This window comes from Pukyongiella litopenaei, assembly GCF_003008555.2.
Classification (GTDB): Bacteria; Pseudomonadota; Alphaproteobacteria; order Rhodobacterales; family Rhodobacteraceae; genus Pukyongiella; species Pukyongiella litopenaei.
Genome location: NZ_CP027665.1, coordinates 1,758,774 through 1,774,150, shown reverse-complemented (window position 1 = coordinate 1,774,150; position 15,377 = coordinate 1,758,774). Strand labels below are relative to the sequence as shown.

Sequence of the window (15,377 nt, the reverse complement as noted above, 5' to 3'; positions counted from 1 at the left end):
CTTAGACCCATGGGGAACCGCCTGCATCCCCTCTCTTGCTCCGGGTCGCAGGCAGTGACAGAGTAGCGCCGAATCCCCGACCGAATGGTCGGGAAACTGCTGTCATGGGAGCTTCAGCGATGATCGAGAAACGCGATTTCTACATAAACGGCGCCTGGGTCGCGCCGGCCGAGCCGAACGATTTCGAGGTGATCGATCCGTCGACCGAAGACCCCTGCGCCATCATCTCGCTGGGTGGCAAGGCCGATACCGATGCCGCGGTCGCGGCGGCCCGGGCCGCGCTGCCGGGCTGGATGGCCACACCGCCCGAAGAACGGTTCGCGCTGGTCGAAAAGCTGGTCGAGATCTACGCGGCCCGCGGCGAGGACCTGGCCCAGGCGATGTCGGCAGAAATGGGGGCGCCGATCGACATGTCGCGCAGCCAGCAGGTCGGCGCCGGCATCTGGCATCTCAAGAATTTCCTGAAGGCGGCCAAGGATTTCAAGTTCGACGAACCGCTGGGCGATCATGCCCCCGAGGACCGGATCATTCACGAGGCGGTGGGTGTCGCGGCGCTGATCACACCGTGGAACTGGCCGATGAACCAGATCACGCTCAAGGTGGGCGCGGCCGCGATCGCCGGGTGCACGATGGTGCTCAAGCCGTCGGAACAGAGCCCGCTGAACGCGATGATCTTTGCCGAGATGATGGACGAGGCCGGGTTCCCGCCGGGCGTGTTCAACCTCGTGAACGGCGACGGCGCCGGCGTCGGAAGCCAGCTGTCCGGTCATCCCGATGTCGACATGGTCAGCTTTACCGGGTCGACCCGCGCCGGGACCGCGATTTCCAAGAATGCGGCCGACACGCTGAAGAAGGTGCATCTGGAACTGGGCGGCAAGGGCGCCAACCTGATCTTTGCCGATGCCGACGAAAAGGCGGTCAAGCGCGGCGTGCTGCACATGATGAACAACACCGGCCAGTCCTGCAACGCGCCGTCGCGGATGATGGTGCAGGCCGAAATCTACGACCAGGCCGTGGAAACCGCCGCCGAGGTCGCCAATTCGGTGACCGTGGGCAATGCCCATGACGAGGGCCGCCATATCGGCCCGGTCGTCAACGAGGTTCAGTTCAACAAGATCCAGGGGCTGATCCAGCAGGGCATCGACGAGGGTGCGCGTCTGGTGGCGGGCGGTCCCGGGCGGCCGGACGGGCTGAACCGCGGGTTCTACGTCAAGCCGACCGTCTTTGCCGATGTCACCAACGACATGACCATCGCGCGCGAAGAGATCTTTGGTCCGGTGCTGTCTATCATGAAATTCGACACCGAGGAAGAAGCCGTCGCCGTGGCCAATGACACGCCTTACGGGCTGACCAACTATGTCCAGACCTCGGACAGCACCCGCGCCAACCGGCTGGCCCGCCAGCTGCGCTCCGGCATGGTCGAGATGAACGGCAAGTCGCGCAGCGCGGGCTCGCCCTTTGGCGGCATGAAACAGTCGGGCAATGGCCGCGAAGGCGGCAGCTGGGGCATCGAGGATTTCTGCGAGGTCAAATCCGTGAGCGGCTGGACCGCCGAATAGGCATCCCCGGAACGGAACAGGCAAAAGCCGCCCCTCGGGGCGGCTTTTCGTTTCTCAGGCCGGCATCACCACGAGCTGCGGTTCGCCGGTCGAGATGCGTTGCGGCGACGTGCCGTCGGGGCCGATATCGGCGCTGACCCGCTGGCGGTAGGCCGAGAAGCTGTCGAAGGTGACGACATCGACCGGCGCGTCGAATTGCAGCGTCACCCGCTGGCGGGTGCCATCGCCCCGCACCGACAGGCCGCGCAATTCGCCGGTAAAGGGCTGGCCCAGGTAGCGGCCCTTCACCCGGTCGCCGACCCTGAGCGTCAGCCGGTTTCCCGCCAGCGCATGCAGGGTGTTCCAGTCGCGCGCGCCATGCTGGCGGGCGATCTGCTCCAGCGCCGCGCCGTGGGACAGCTCGACCCCGCTGGCGCGCAGGCTGTCGCGCAGGCGCCGGGCCTGGGTTTTCAGTTCGGTGACCGTGGGAAGCATCCGGGTATCGGTCATGATTTGCCTCGCTTTCATATCGGGCACATCGGTGGACGGGGCTCGCATTGCCATCGCCGTGCCGTGAAAGGGGCAGGGATGCCGTCAAACCGGGTTTCACCAGAGCCCTTGCGGGGCCGCGAGCGGCAGGGAACCCGAACCTGACCCCGCAGATAGGTGCGGCCGGGCCCCGGGTCAACCCGTCTGGCCATGCCCGGCGATTGTGCCTAGACAGGAACGGCAACGACCGGAGCCCGCCCGTGATCACCGCCCGCCTGCATGGCCGCCTCGGCAACCAGATGTTCCAATATGCCGCCGCCGCTGGCCTGGCGGCGCGTCTGGATGTGCCGGTTGCCATCGACGGCCGTGGCGCCGAACGGCGCGGCGAAGGCGTGCTGACCCGCGTGTTCGACTTGCCGCTGGTCGATCCCGACCCCCTGCCGCCACTGCGCCAGGACGCGGTGTCGCGCTACCTGCTGTGGCGTTACTCGGGCGCCGCGCCGCGATTCCGCCGCGAACGCGGGCTGGGCTACAACCCGGCGGTCGAAAGCTGGGAGGATGGCTGCTACCTGCACGGCTACTGGCAGTCGGAACGCTATTTCGCCCATGCCGCCGACCGGATCCGGCGCGATTTTGCCTTTCCGGCCTTTTCGAATGCGCAGAATGCCGAGATGGCGGCGCGGATCGGCGAGAGCCTGTCGGTCTCGCTGCATGTGCGGCGCGGCGATTACCTGACGCTGGGGGCGCATGTCCTGTGCGACCAGGCCTATTACGATGCGGCGCTGGCGCGGGTGCTCGACGGTCTGGACGGCGAGCCCACCGTTTTCGTCTTTTCCGACGATCCCGGCTGGGCGCGGGACAACCTGCCGCTGCCCTGCCCCAGGGTGGTGGTGGATTTCAACGGGCCGGACACCGATTTCGAGGACATGCGCCTGATGAGCCTGTGCGATCACAACATCATCGGCAATTCGTCGTTTTCGTGGTGGGCGGCATGGCTGAACGCCAACGCAGCCAAACGCGTCACCGGTCCGGGCCGCTGGTTCGGCAACCCGAAACTGTCCAATCCCGACATCCTGCCCGACGGCTGGATGCGCATCGACGTCCAGGGCGGGCGCTAGAACGCCGCCGCGGCACGGAACCGCATCATCCTGCCCCCGTCGGGGTGCCGGATCCGCAATTCCTCGGAATGCAGCATCAGGCGCGGATGATCCCGCGCCGCGCCGGTGGCATAGAGCGGATCGCCCAGGATCGGGTGGCCCAGCGCCAGCATATGCACCCGCAGCTGGTGGCTGCGCCCGGTTTTCGGCATCAGCCGGACGCGGGTTTCATCCTCGCCGTATCGCTGCACCTTCCAGTCGGTCACCGCCGGCCGGCCGGTTTCGTGGCAGACCATCTGCCGGGGCCGGTTGGGCCAGTCCACGGTCAGGGGCAGATCGACGGTGCCGGTGCGCGGCTCGAGCCGCCCGGCAAGGCGGGCGAGATAGGTCTTGCGGGCCTGCCGTTTCTCGAATTGCAGCCCGAGGTGGCGCTGGGCGTGGGGCGTGAGCGCAAAGACGATCACGCCCGACGTGTCCCGGTCCAGCCGGTGCACCAGCAGCGCCTGCGGAAACACCGCCTGGACCCGCGCCAGCAGGCAGTCGGCGAGATGCGCGCCCCGCCCCGGCACGCTCAGCAGCCCGGCGGGCTTGTTCACCGCCAGGATCTCGGCATCGTCATGCAGGATCGCCAGCGGGTCGTCGGGCGGGTCATAGGTTTCGTCGCTCATGGCCGCTGCCTAGCCATCGCGCCGCCCGTGGGCAAGCTCCCGTCACGTCGCGCTGGACGGTCACCGCGCCATCGACCAATCTGCGCGCAACCCGAAGGAGGATCACGACATGCACCCAACCATCGAACGCATGCAGGACATCGTCGCCAAGGGCGACGAGACGCTGATTGCCGGCATCTTGGCCGAAAATGTCCGGTTCCTGCCGCCGACCTACTGGAAGACCTGGACCGGGCGCGAACCGGTGGCGGCGGTGCTGGGCCATGTCGGGCAGGTGTTTTCCGAATTCCGCTATCGTCGGGTGATGGGCGACGGCAATGACTGGGCGCTGGAGTTCCAGTGCAAGGTCGGTGATCTCGACGCCGTGGGCGTGGACCTGATCACGCTCGACGATGACGGGCTGATCGCGGTTTTCGAGGTGGTCATGCGCCCCTACAAGACGGTGGGCGCGCTGCGCGACGCGATGAACGCGCGGGTGATGACCGACGCGCGGTTCCTGAAGTTCCGCCACGCGCTGAGCTGACACCCGCCCGCGGCGGTGGCCGGTCAGCCCGGCACCCGCCGCAACTGTCGCAGCAGCGATATGGAATAGATCACCAGCGCGGCCCAGATCATCGGAAAGGCGATCAGCCGCGCGCCGCTGAATTCTTCTCCGAACAGGAACACCGCGACGAGAAAGATCAGGGTCGGCGCGATGTATTGCAGGATGCCGATGGTGGACAGGCGCAGCAGCTTGGCGCCGTTGGCATAGACGATCAGCGGCACCGCCGACACCACGCCGCAGCCCAGAAGCAGCCAGGTGTCCTGTGCGTTTCCAACCGCAAAATGGCTCCGGCCGGTGCCTGACAGCCACAGCATATAGGCCAGTGCCGGCAGCAGCAGGATCAGGACCTCGAGCAGGAACCCCTGGTTCGGGCCGATCGGCAGGGATTTCTTGAACAGGGCGTAGAAGCCCCAGCTCAGGGTCAGTCCGACCGCTGCCCAGGGCAGCGTGCCGGCCTCGATCGTCAGCACCACGACGGCGGCGGCGGCCAGCGCGATGGCGATCAACTGGGCCCGCGTCAGTTTTTCGCCCAGCAGGATCGCGCCCAGCGCCACGCTGAACAGCGGGTTGATGTAATATCCCAGCGCCGCGTCGAGCGCCCGATCGACCGAAATGGCCCAGACATAGATGCCCCAGTTAATAGTGATCAGCGTGGCGGTGACACAGGCCATGGCCAGCATGCGCGGGTTGCGCAGCGCGTCGGTCAGGTCGCGCGTGCGGCGCAGCAGGACGAGCAGCAGCGCCGCCACCGGCACCGACCACAGGATCCGGTGCGCGACCACTTCGGCCGGCGGGATGTGCGACACCCATTTCATGTAGATTGGCAGGAACCCCCACATCAGGTAGGCGCTCAGCGCGAACCCCAGCCCGGCGGGGGTGTCCCGGTTCTCCAGCGGCGCGGTCATGGGCGTTCCTCCTCTTCCCGTCCGCCTTATCCCGGCGCGTGTGCCAAGGGAAGCCGGACCCGCGCATACCCGTTCTGCGGCGCTACATCCGCACCCGTTCGGATTTCGGATCATACATGGGTCTGAGCGACGCGAAGGCTGCAACCCGCGTTCCCGCCACGTCGATTTCATAGCTCGAGGCCAGCACGCTTTCGGGGCTTTCCCCGGCGCAGGGGACATAGCCCATGCCCATCGCGGCACCCAGGTGGTGCCCATAGGCGCCCGAGCTGAGATAGCCGACGATCTCGCCATCGCGAAGGACCGGTTCGTTGTGATAGAGGAGCGGCTCGGGGTCACTCAGGCGGAACTGGAGCATCCGGGTCTGCAACCCCTCGTCACGCTTACGCAGCACCGCGTCGCGGCCGATGAAACCGGGCTTGCCGGTTTTGACCGCAAAGCCGAGCCCGGCCTCGAGCACATGGTCTTCGCAGGTGATGTCATGGCCGAAATGGCGAAACCCCTTCTCGATCCGGCAGCTATCCATCATGTGCATCCCGCAGAGCGTCAGCCCCATCCCGGCCCCGGCCTCGGCCAGGGTATCGAAAGCATGCAACGCCATGTCGGCGCTGACATAGATTTCCCAGCCCAGTTCGCCCACATAGGAAACCCGGTGCGCGCGGGCCAGCCCAAACCCCAGCTCAATGTCCTGCGCGGTGCCGAACGGGTTGGCCTCGTTCGAGAAATCGGCCGGCGACACGGCCTGCATCAGCCTGCGCGCATTCGGACCCATCACCGCCAGCACGCCCTCGGCGGCGGTCACATCGGTGATCACCAAGCGGCGGTCGCCGGCATGGCGGCGCAGCCAGGTCTGGTCGGCCAGCCGCGTTGCCGCCGGGGTCACCACCAGATAGACCGTCTCGGACAGGCGGGTCACGGTCACGTCGGCCTCGATCCCGCCGCGCTCGTTCAGGAACTGGGTGTAGACGATCCTGCCTGCTGGCACCGACATGTCCGCGCCGCTGACATGGTTCAGCAGATCCTCGGCATCGGGGCCCTCGACGCGCAGTTTGCCAAAGGACGACATGTCGTACATGCCGACATTTTCGCGCACGGCGCGGTGTTCGGCGGCGGTGTTGCCGAACCAGTTCTGACGGCCCCAGGCATACCGGTAGTCGCGATCCTGGCCGTCCGTCGCGAACCAGTTGGCGCGTTCCCATCCGGCGATTTCACCGAACACCGCGCCGCGATCCGCCAGCCGGTCGTGGAACGGCGTCCGCCGCACCCCGCGCGCGGTGGCCTTCTGGCGAAAGGGGTAGTGATCGGCATAGAGCAGACCCAGCGTTTCCGTCGCCCGCTCGATGAGATAGCGGCGGTTGCCCTGGAACGGCTGCATCCGGGAAATGTCCACGTCGCCCAGATCGAACGGTTTCGACCCGTCCTCCATCCATTGCGCCAGCGCCATCCCGGCGCCGCCCGCCGACTGGATGCCGATCGAGTTGAACCCGGCGGCGACCCAGACATTGTCCATCTCGGGCGCCAGCCCGAGATGATAGGCATCGTCCGGGGTAAAACTCTCGGGCCCGTTGAAAAAGGTATGAATCCCGGCCTCGGCCAGCATCGGCAGGCGGTTCACCGCCATTTCCAGGATCGGTTCGAAATGGTCGAAATCCTCGGGCAGCTGGTCGAACTCGAAATTCTCGGGAATGCCGGCCATGCCCCAGGGCTTGGCCACGGGCTCGAAGGCGCCCAGCATCATCTTGCCGGCATCCTCCTTGTAATAGGCGCATTCGTCCGGCACGCGCAGCACAGGCAGCGGTTCCAGCCCCGCGATCGGCTCGGACACGATGTAGAAATGTTCGCAGGCCTGCAGCGGGACGTTCACCCCGGCCATCCGGCCCACCTCGCGCCCCCACATGCCGGCACAGTTCACCACCGCCTCGCAGGCGATATGCCCAGGCCCGCCGGGCCCGTCATAATCGACCCCGGTCACGCGTCGGCCGCGCCGCGGAATGCCGGTCACCCTGACCTGCTCGGCCACCACCGCGCCACGCTGCCGCGCCCCCCGGGCCAGCGCCAGCGCGATATTCGCGGGATCGCCCTGCCCGTCGGTGGGCAGCCAGACCCCGGCCCTGACCCCCTCGATGTTCAGGTGTTCGTAACGCGCGGCAACCTCGGCGGGAGAAATCTCCTCGACCGGCACGCCGAATGCGCGCGCCATGGCCGCATTGCGGAACAGTTCCTCCTTGCGGTCCTCGGTCAGCGCGACCGAGATCGACCCCGTTTGCCGCAACCCGGTGGCAACCCCGGTTTCCGCCTCCAGCCCGGCATAGAGCTCGGCGGAATAGCGCGCCAGCTTGGTCATGTTCGACGAGGCGCGCAACTGCCCGATCAGCCCGGCGGCATGCCAGGTCGTGCCCGATGTCAGCTGCTTGCGTTCCAGCAGCACCACATCGGTCCAGCCCAGCCGGGTCAGGTGATAGGCGACGGAACAGCCGACGACACCGCCGCCGATGATCACCGCGCGGGCCCTGTCGGGAAGATTTGCCATCAATGAGCTCCAATCCAGCGAAGTCGCCCGTCAGGGCGGATGAGCGGTTGTCAGGTGATGTCGGCCCCGTCGCGGGGACAGGCGCCGGACCCGGGCATCAAGACCGCGGTCATGCCCGCATCCGCGCATTGTCGGGGTCCCAGAGCGGCCGGTTCTCCTGCACCACGGCCCTGCGGCGCTCGCCGTAGATTTCCACCTCGACCGCGGTGCCCGGAACCGCCAGGTCGGCGCGCAGCATCCCCAGCGCGATCGAGGCATTCACGCGATAACCCCAGTCGCCCGATGTGGTTTCCCCCACGATCTCGCCCCCGTGCCAGAGGGTGGACATATAAGGCGCATCCGCCGCGCCGGCATCCACGATCAGGGTGACGAACCGCTTCTTCACGCCGTGCTGTCTCTCGGCCAGCAACGCCGCCTTGCCGGGGAAATCCTGCGGCTTGTCGAACCGGATGAACCGCTCCAGCCCGCCTTCGAGCAACGAGTAATCGGTCGACAGGTCGCCTTTCCAGCTGCGGTATCCCTTTTCGATCCGCAGCGAATTCAGCGCATACATGCCGAACGGCGTGGCGCCGGCGGCCAGGACCGCGTCATGGATCGCGGGAATGTCGGCGTTTTCGGCATGCAGTTCCCACCCCAGTTCCCCGGCAAAGGAAACCCGAAGCAGTGCCACCCAGCTGCCGGCGATCCCGGTTTCCTGGAAACTCAGCCAGGGCAGGGTCAGGTCGGCGTCGCAGAGCCCCGACAGCAGGTCGCGCGATTTCGGGCCGGTCACGATCAGCGTCGACATCCGGTCGGTCCAGTCCTCGATCGTAAAGGCGCATTCGGCGGGCATGTGGCGTTCCAGCCATTCCCGGTCATGCCACTGCGCGGCTGCGGCGGTGACCAGGACCAGCCGATCCTCGGCCTCGCGCGTGACCGACATCTCGGTCACGATCCGGCCGCGGTCATCGGCGAAATAAGCCAGCCCGACACGGCCGATCTGCGGCAGCGCCCCGGTGATCAGCCCGCGCAGCCAGTCATCCGCCCCCGGCCCCTGGAGCTTGAACCGCGAAAACCCCGGCAGGTCGAGCATGCCGACGCCATCGCGCACCGCCTCGCATTCGGCGCGGATGCGCGGCGCCCAGGGGCCCGCCCGGCCCCAGGTCCGGGTGGCCTCGTCGGACAGGTCGTCGCCCGGCGCGGCGAACCAGTTGGCCCGTTCCCAGCCGTTATAGACCCCCATCACGCCACCCAGCGCCCTTGTCCTGTCATGCACGGGCGACAGTTTCCTGTCGCGCCCCGCCGGCCATTCGTGGCGGGGGAAATGCATCGCGTATTCGTGGCCGTAGACCTCCATCCCCTTGGCGATGCAGTAGTCGCGGTCGGTGTGGCCGGTATAGCGGCGCGGGTCGCAGGACCACATGTCCCACTCGGTCATGCCTTCGGTCACCCATTCCGCCAGCACCTTGCCGGCGCCGCCGGCCTGGGCGATGCCGAAGGTGAACACGCAGGCCTCGAACGCGTTGGGCACGCCGGGCATCGGCCCGATCAGCGGCAGCCCGTCCGGGGCGTAGGGAATCGGGCCGTTGATGACCTTGTTCACGCCCGCCCGCCCCAGCAGCGGCACGCGGGCCATTGCGTCCTCGATATACCATTCCAGCCGATCCAGGTCGTCGGGATAGAGCTGGAAGCTGAAATCCTCGGGCATCGGATCCTCGGGCCGGACCCAATGCGCCCGGCAGTCGCGTTCGTAGGGGCCGAGGTTCAACCCGTGTTTTTCCTGCCGCAGGTAATAGGAGCTGTCCACGTCGCGCAGCAGCGGCAGCTTGCCGCCATTTTCCCGCGACCATGCCGCGAGTTCGGGGATTTCGTCGGTCAGCATGTATTGGTGGCTCATCACCATCATCGGCACCCTGCGCCCGCCGAAGGGTCTGAACCATTCGCCGACGCGCTGGGCGTAATACCCGGCGGCGTTGACCACATATTCGCAGTGGATGTCGCCCTTGCGGGTTTCGACGATCCAGTCGCCGTTTTCGCGCCGGACCCCGATGGCGGGACAGAACCGTTCGATCCGGGCGCCCATGTCGCGCGCGCCCTTGGCCAGCGCCTGGGTCAGCTGCGCCGGGTCGATATCGCCGTCATTGGGATCGTAGAGCGCACCGGCGAGGCCGTGGGTTTCCAGAAATGGATAGCGGTCCCTGATCCCGTCCAGGCCGAGGATCTCGATATCCATGCCCTGATAGCGGCCCATGCCGCTGGCGCGTTCAAATTCCTGCATCCGCTCGCGCGAATGCGCCAGCCGGATCGAGCCGGTGACATGGTAGTTCATCGGATAGGCCACGGCAGCGCCGAGATCGCGGTAGAGCTCGGTCGAATAGCGCTGCATGTTCATCACCGACCACGAGGTCGAGAAGGTCGGCACGTTTCCGGCGGCGTGCCAGGTCGATCCCGCCGTCAGTTCGTTCTTTTCCAGCAGCACGCAATCGGTCCAGCCGGATCTGGTCAGATGATAGAGGCAGGACGCGCCCACCGCGCCGCCCCCGATGATGACCACGCGCGCCTGTGTCGGAAACCCGGCCATGTCCGTCCCTCCCTACTGAGCGCGTTGCGGCAAGCCGTCGGTGATGTCGTAATAGTCGCCCTTGTCGGCCACGAAGATATGGCGGGCCAATGCCAGCCCCGTCGGCGGGTCGATTGAGCCGAGCGCGACCGAAATCGTGTCCTCGTCATCATGTTTCCAGAACAGGAACGACCCGCAGGTGCCGCAGAAGCCGCGGCTGGCGGTGGTGCTGGCGCGATACCAGCGCAGGGTGTCCTGCGCGGTGAGCGTCAGCGCATCCTGCGCGACCACCGCCGAGGCCCAGACATGGCCCGATTGCCGGCGGCACTGGCTGCAATGGCAGGCGGTGGGCGGGTTCATCTCGCCGTCGATTTCAAACGAGATACCGCCGCACAGGCATGATCCCTTGCGCATGTTCAGTCTCCTATCCTGCTTGTGGGCCGCTCCTCCGCCCTGGCGGGCGACGTCGCTGCGGCCGGGTTGCAGATGTCCGTGGCGTGGTGGGGATGGGTCGGCCGGGGCATCGGATCAGTAGACCGGCGGGGCGATCACCCAGATCGCCACGGCCGGTTCGTCATAAGGGTTGGCCCAGCGGTGGGGTTCGCCGCGAATGCGGAAACTGTCGCCGGGCTGGATGGTGAAATCCCGGTCGCCGATCCGCAGGTCGAGCCTGCCCGAGACCAGGTAGCCGACCTCCTGCGTTTCGCGGATATTCGTCGTCTCGATCTCGCTATGCGGTTCGAACGTGGAGTGAACCATCTCGAAGTCGTCGGTCAGGTCGGGGGACAGCAGTTCCTCGACCAGTCCGGCGGTGCGGTTGCCGATCCTGCGCCGCGCGTTCCGGCGTACCACATGGCCGGATTCGTCCGGCGATGCGGCGGCGGTTCCGAACAGCAGCGACAGCGGCACGTCGAGCAGCGTCGATATCTGGCGCAGATCGGCGATGGAGGGGGCGGAGAGATCGCGTTCGACCTGGGACAGCCAGCCGACCGAGCGACCGAGCCGGTTGGCAAGCTCGGACAGGGTCAGGCCGCGCGACTTGCGCAGCGCGCGCAGATCGGCCCCCAGCGTGTTGCTTTGCACGGTGTCGTGGCGCATTGGCCGAATCTCGTGAAAAAATCCTTGGTTCTTTCATGGTGGGTCGGCATCATGAAATTCGCAAGCATTTTTTCACGAGCGGTGCCGGGGCTACCGCCAAGACTGCCGCCGGTCATCGCCCCGGGATGCCGTGACAGAAAGCGGGTTCAGGCCCGTTCGATGGCGATGGCCGTGCCTTCTCCGCCGCCGATGCAGATCGCGGCGACCCCGCGTTTCAGGCCGCGTTTTTCCAATGCGTTCAGCAGGGTGACCATGATCCGCGCGCCCGAGGCGCCGATCGGGTGACCCAGCGCGCAGGCGCCGCCATTGACGTTCACGATGTCACGCGAGAGCCCCATTTCCCGCATGAACACCATCGGCACCACGGCAAAGGCTTCGTTGACCTCCCACAGGTCCACATCATCCGTGGACCAGCCGATGGATTTCAGCAGTTTCCGCGCCGCGGGAACCGGCGCGGTGGTGAACAGGCCGGGGGCCTGGGCGTGGCTGGCATGGCCCAGGATGCGGGCGCGCACCGTGAGACCCTGCGCCGCGGCTGCATCGGCCGAGGCGAGCACCAGCGCCGCGGCGCCGTCCGAGATCGACGAGGCGTTGGCGGCGGTCACGGTGCCGTTCTTGCGGAAGGCCGGTTTCAGGGTCGGGATCTTGTCGGGCCGGGCCGATTTCGGCTGTTCGTCGGTGGATTCGGTCACCTCGCCCCGGCGGGTTTTCACGACGACCGGAGCGATTTCGCCGTCGAAGGCGCCGGTTTCCTGGGCTTCGAGCGCGTTGGACAGCGATTTCAGCGCGTATTCGTCCTGTGCCTCGCGGGTGAACTGGTAGGTTTCGGCGCAGTCCTCGGCAAATGTTCCCATCAGCCGGCCGGTGTCATAGGCATCCTCGAGCCCGTCGAGAAACATGTGATCGATGACCTGGCCATGCCCGATCCGGGCGCCGCCGCGCATCTTGGGCAGCAGGTAGGGCGCGTTGGTCATGCTTTCCATGCCCCCGGCGATCATGGTGTCGGCATGGCCCAGCGCGATCCGGTCAAACGCGAGCATCGCCGCCTTCATCCCCGATCCGCACATCTTGTTGAGCGTGGTCGCCGGCACCTCTTCGCCCAGGCCGGCGGCAAACCCGGCCTGGCGCGCCGGGGCCTGGCCCTGTCCGGCGGGCAGGACGCAGCCCATCAGAACCTCGTCCACGGTCGCCGCCCCGGCGCCCTCCAGCGCGGCCCTGATCGCGGTGCCGCCCAGATCGGCGGCGCTGATGCCGTCAAACATGCCCTGGAACCCGCCCATCGGGGTCCGCGCTGCCCCGGCGATCACAACGTCTTTCATTGCTCATCCTCCTGATCTCCGGGCCTGCATACCGAATGGTAAGGATTGCCGTCTAGCGTATCCCGGCCAGATCGGAGGAATATTCGATGAGCCTGACCAGCAAACGGGAAAACGGCGCGCAGATCGTGACCGTCGATGCCGACCGGATCGATGCCGCCGTCGCGATCCGGTTCAAGGAGGACATGCGCTGCGTCACCGCCGACGGCGATGACCGGGTGATTCTCGATCTTGCCGCGGTGGATTTCATCGATTCCAGCGGTCTGGGCGCGATCGTCGCCGCGATGAAACATCTGGGCGCCGACCGCCGGCTGGACCTGGCCGGGTTGCGGCCGAATGTCGACAAGGTGTTCCGGCTGACCCGCATGGATACCGTGTTCCGGCTGTTTCCCACCCTGGACGAGGCCGTGGCCTCATCCGCGGGCTGACGCGGGCGGTCCACCTGTTGTCGAGGCGTTTCAGGGTCGGGTTGCGTGCCGACCCCCTGGCGGTGCGGCAGGCCGTGCCGGCCATCGCCCGCTGGCTGGTCGGTCAGGGGGTTTCGATGGAATCGGCCGGCAATGTCGAAATCGTGCTCACCGAGGCGACGAACAACGTGATCGAACATGCCTGCGCGGCGTCCCCCGGCGCCGATCTGTCGATCACCTGCGCGATAACCGCGGGCTGCCTGTCGGTGCGTGTCCGCGACCCCGGGGTGGCGCTGCCGGGCCACATGCCGCCGGCAGTGCCGGTGGCCGATCTCGCCTGCCCGGTGCAGGATCTGCCCGAGGGCGGCTTTGGCTGGTTGCTGATCGCCGAGCTGGCCGAAACGGTCCGATACCGCCGCCGCGGCGGATACAACCTGCTGGATCTCTCCTTTCGGCTGCGGCGGGCCTAGGTCATTCTGCCCGCAAACCGCCGCAATTGGTTCAAACTCTCGCCGATATCCGGCGTCATACCGGGCGGGTAGCTGCAACGGCTTCCCTCGGCGCGGCGCGTCAACGCCCCCACCCTGATCGTCGCGCCGAGGTTCCCATCCCGCGGGAACCGATTGGCATTGCCGGGAACCCGGCCTAGTGTCGCGCGGAAAGGGGAGACATCATGCGCGATCTTCATCTGCCGGGGCGTTCCGCGGTTCTTGCAACCGAAGGAATGTGCGCCACGTCGCATCCGCTGGCAGCCCAGGTGGCCGTCGATACGCTGAAACGCGGCGGCAACGCGATGGACGCGGCAATCGCGGCGGCCGTGCTGCTGGGGGTCTGCGAACCGCAGATGACGGGTATCGGCGGCGATTGCTTTGTCCTCTACCGGTTGCCGGGCGAGGACCGGGTGCGCGCGCTGAACGGATCGGGCCGGGCGCCCGCCGGGGCGGATGCGGCGGCGCTGCGCGGCGCGGGCCAAAAAACCGTTCCCCTTCGTGGCCCCGAGGCGGTGACCATTCCGGGCGCGGTCGATGCCTTCTGCCACCTGTCGGACAGCGTCGGCAGGCTGGGTCTGGACGCGGTCCTGGCCCCGGCAATCCACTATGCGGAAACCGGCGTGCCGGTTGCCGCGCGGGTGGCGTTCGACTGGAGCAACGATGCGGATGCCCTGAAGGGCGTTGCGCGCGACCGTTACCTGGTCGACGGCGCCGCGCCGCGCATGGGCCAGATGTTCCGCGCCCCGGGACAGGCCGAGGTCCTGCGCCGGATCGCCCGGCACGGGCGCGATGCGTTCTATACCGGCGAGGTGGCCGAGGACATGATCGCCGCGCTGGCCGCGCAGGGCGGTGCGCACGCCCCCGGCGATTTCGCGGCTACCGCCTGTTCCCCCGCCGATCCCGTCAGCGGCGCCTACAAGGGCGACATATTGTTCGAACATCCGCCCAACGGGCAGGGGGCGACGGCGATCCTGCTGCTGAACATCCTGTCGCAGTTCGATCTCGCCGCGATAGACCCCCGGGGGGCGGAACGCGCGCATATCGAAGCCGAGGCGGCCAAGCTCGCCTATGACGCGCGCAACCGGTTCATCGCCGATCCCGACCACACCGCGCGGCTCGACCACATGCTTGCCCCCGAAACCGCGTCGCGGCTGGCCGCGCTGATCGACCCGCGCCGGGCCATGCCCGCCGCCGCGCCGCTGACCGAGGCGATCCACCGCGACACCGTCTACCTGACCGTGGTCGACCGTGACCGCATGGCGGTGTCGCTGATCTATTCGATCTTTCACGGTTTCGGGTCCGGCATCGCGTCCGAGAAATTTGGCATTCTGCTCCAGAACCGTGGCGCCGGGTTCACGCTGGAGCCGGGTCACCCGAACGAATACGGCCCCGGCAAACGGCCGATGCACACGATCATTCCCGGCCTGCTGCAACGCGCGGACGGGGTGGTGATGCCGTTCGGCGTGATGGGCGGTGGCTATCAGCCCACCGGCCATGCCCGGCTGGTGTCGAACCTGGTCGATTTCGGGCTCGATCCGCAGGGCGCGGCGGATGCGCCGCGCTGTTTCGCGGATGGTGGCGTGCTCAAGGTCGAGCGCGGCTATTCCGACGCGGTGCGCGCCGCGCTGGCCGACCGTGGCCACGAGGTGGTGATCCCGGAAACGCCGCTGGGTGGCGCGCAGGCGATTGCGATTCGTCCCGACGGGGTGCTCGAAGGCGCCAGCGACGCGCGCAAGGACGGCTGCGCGCTGGGCTACTGAA

The 15,377-nt window shown here is 67.2% G+C and carries 14 protein-coding genes; 6 read left to right on the top strand and 8 right to left on the bottom strand.

Features of this window, described 5'->3' with window-relative positions:
- The first annotated feature begins 119 nt into the window (after positions 1 to 119).
- Positions 120 to 1,559 carry an aldehyde dehydrogenase family protein gene (locus C6Y53_RS08835; protein ID WP_106472101.1) on the top strand — a complete coding sequence of 480 codons (1,440 nt, stop codon included), beginning with the start codon at positions 120 to 122 and terminating at the stop codon, positions 1,557 to 1,559.
- 54 nt (positions 1,560 to 1,613) lie between these two features.
- On the opposite strand, the gene C6Y53_RS08830 is transcribed toward C6Y53_RS08835, so the two are convergent.
- Positions 1,614 to 2,048, bottom strand: a complete 435-nt coding sequence (locus C6Y53_RS08830; protein ID WP_106472100.1) for a glyoxalase superfamily protein — start codon at positions 2,046 to 2,048, stop codon at positions 1,614 to 1,616.
- Between the two features lie 239 nt (positions 2,049 to 2,287).
- Here C6Y53_RS08830 and C6Y53_RS08825 point away from each other — a divergent pair, with 239 nt between their 5' ends.
- Positions 2,288 to 3,145 carry an alpha-1,2-fucosyltransferase gene (locus C6Y53_RS08825; RefSeq protein WP_106472099.1) on the top strand — a complete coding sequence of 286 codons (858 nt, stop codon included), beginning with the start codon at positions 2,288 to 2,290 and terminating at the stop codon, positions 3,143 to 3,145.
- Here C6Y53_RS08825 and C6Y53_RS08820 read toward each other — a convergent pair.
- Positions 3,142 to 3,792 carry a pseudouridine synthase gene (locus C6Y53_RS08820; protein WP_106472098.1) on the bottom strand — a complete coding sequence of 217 codons (651 nt, stop codon included), beginning with the start codon at positions 3,790 to 3,792 and terminating at the stop codon, positions 3,142 to 3,144. The two genes, C6Y53_RS08825 and C6Y53_RS08820, sit on opposite strands and share 4 nt — an antisense overlap.
- A gap of 109 nt (positions 3,793 to 3,901) precedes the next feature.
- Here C6Y53_RS08820 and C6Y53_RS08815 point away from each other — a divergent pair, with 109 nt between their 5' ends.
- Positions 3,902 to 4,312 carry a nuclear transport factor 2 family protein gene (locus C6Y53_RS08815; protein WP_106472097.1) on the top strand — a complete coding sequence of 137 codons (411 nt, stop codon included), beginning with the start codon at positions 3,902 to 3,904 and terminating at the stop codon, positions 4,310 to 4,312.
- Between the two features lie 23 nt (positions 4,313 to 4,335).
- Here C6Y53_RS08815 and rarD read toward each other — a convergent pair whose 3' ends face one another.
- The 6 genes from rarD to C6Y53_RS08785 form a co-directional block, all read right to left on the bottom strand.
- On the bottom strand, positions 4,336 to 5,238 hold the full coding sequence (gene rarD, locus C6Y53_RS08810; protein WP_106472096.1) for an EamA family transporter RarD: 903 nt from the start codon (positions 5,236 to 5,238) through the stop codon (positions 4,336 to 4,338).
- 82 nt (positions 5,239 to 5,320) lie between these two features.
- Positions 5,321 to 7,765, bottom strand: coding sequence for a GcvT family protein (locus C6Y53_RS08805; RefSeq protein ID WP_106472095.1), 2,445 nt, complete (start codon positions 7,763 to 7,765; stop codon positions 5,321 to 5,323).
- Positions 7,766 to 7,874: 109 nt separating this feature from the next.
- Positions 7,875 to 10,325, bottom strand: coding sequence for a GcvT family protein (locus C6Y53_RS08800; RefSeq protein ID WP_106472094.1), 2,451 nt, complete (start codon positions 10,323 to 10,325; stop codon positions 7,875 to 7,877).
- A gap of 12 nt (positions 10,326 to 10,337) precedes the next feature.
- Positions 10,338 to 10,718, bottom strand: coding sequence for a GFA family protein (locus tag C6Y53_RS08795; protein WP_106472093.1), 381 nt, complete (start codon positions 10,716 to 10,718; stop codon positions 10,338 to 10,340).
- Between the two features lie 114 nt (positions 10,719 to 10,832).
- The gene (locus tag C6Y53_RS08790; RefSeq protein WP_106472092.1) at positions 10,833 to 11,402 is read right to left on the bottom strand and encodes a helix-turn-helix domain-containing protein; all 570 of its coding nucleotides are present in this window, start codon (positions 11,400 to 11,402) and stop codon (positions 10,833 to 10,835) included.
- Positions 11,403 to 11,548: 146 nt separating this feature from the next.
- On the bottom strand, positions 11,549 to 12,721 hold the full coding sequence (locus C6Y53_RS08785) for an acetyl-CoA C-acyltransferase (RefSeq protein WP_106472091.1): 1,173 nt from the start codon (positions 12,719 to 12,721) through the stop codon (positions 11,549 to 11,551).
- An 86-nt stretch (positions 12,722 to 12,807) separates the two neighbouring features.
- On the opposite strand from C6Y53_RS08785, the gene C6Y53_RS08780 reads away from it, so the two are divergent.
- The 3 genes from C6Y53_RS08780 to C6Y53_RS08770 all read left to right on the top strand — a co-directional run bounded on the left by C6Y53_RS08780 (position 12,808) and on the right by C6Y53_RS08770 (position 15,376).
- Positions 12,808 to 13,146, top strand: coding sequence for an STAS domain-containing protein (locus C6Y53_RS08780; protein ID WP_106472090.1), 339 nt, complete (start codon positions 12,808 to 12,810; stop codon positions 13,144 to 13,146).
- Between the two features lie 17 nt (positions 13,147 to 13,163).
- A complete protein-coding gene (locus tag C6Y53_RS08775) occupies positions 13,164 to 13,595 on the top strand; it encodes an ATP-binding protein (protein WP_211299498.1) in 432 nt (143 codons plus the stop codon).
- Positions 13,596 to 13,798: 203 nt separating this feature from the next.
- Positions 13,799 to 15,376, top strand: coding sequence for a gamma-glutamyltransferase family protein (locus C6Y53_RS08770; protein ID WP_106472088.1), 1,578 nt, complete (start codon positions 13,799 to 13,801; stop codon positions 15,374 to 15,376).
- Position 15,377: the final 1 nt, after the last annotated feature.